This window comes from Streptomyces alkaliphilus (assembly GCF_014141535.1).
GTDB classification, from domain to species: Bacteria; Actinomycetota; Actinomycetes; order Streptomycetales; family Streptomycetaceae; genus Streptomyces; species Streptomyces alkaliphilus.
The window spans coordinates 1-791 of the sequence record NZ_VKHT01001528.1 but is presented as its reverse complement, the minus strand read 5'-3'; the positions used below and the strand labels follow the sequence as shown (position 1 = coordinate 791).

The window sequence follows — 791 nt, the reverse complement described above, 5'->3', positions numbered from 1 at the left end:
CACCACCCGCCCCACCACGAACGCCACCCGGGTCCCCGACAGCGTGATCACGTCGTACCAGCTGCCCCCGGTTCCGGCCGCCGTGCTCGCCGGCACGTACGTACCGGCCGTCTCCGCCGCCGTCATCCGCACCACCGGGCGCGGCAGCAGGCTGCGCTGCAACGCCTCCACGGTCCGCCGCTCGCGCGTGTACCGGCGGGCGTTGTCCAGGCTCAGCGCCAGGCGTGAACCGATCTCCTCCATCAGCGAGGTGTCCGCGTGCTCGAACGGCGCCCGCTCCCCGGTCCGCCACAACCCCACGGCACCCAGCACCAACCGCCGGGCCCGCAGCGGCAGCACCAGCGCCGAGGTCGCCCTTTCCGGCAGCAGCAGGCGCAGCTGCTCCGGTTCGTCCGCCAGCTTCGCGCGCAGCGCGGTCAGGTTGGAGAGCACCTCCGCCCGACCGGTGCGCAACTGCTCGCTCCCGAACTCCCCGATCCGGAAGTTCGCCCCCGACTGATACATGTCCGCGGGCCAATCCCCGTCACGCGACGCCACCGCCACCCGCCGCAGCGGCGAACCGGTGACGAATCGCTCGGGCTCCTCCCCGACCAGTACCGCCTCGGTCAGGTCCACCGAGGCCAGGTCGGCGAAGGCCGGTACCAGCATCCCCACCAGTTGCTCGGCGTTGCGGGTCAGGTCCATCGACTCGCCCAGTCGCGAGGCGGCGGCGTGCAGCAACTCCAACCGCTGCCGCGCGCCCGTCTCCGAGGTGGCGGGGATTTCCGGGGGCGCGGGGGGCACCGTGGCCC

The 791-nt window shown here is 73.5% G+C and carries 1 pseudogene; it reads right to left on the bottom strand.

The features are described from left to right. Positions 1 to 791, bottom strand: a pseudogene (locus FNQ90_RS25480) (protein phosphatase); the annotation flags it as partial.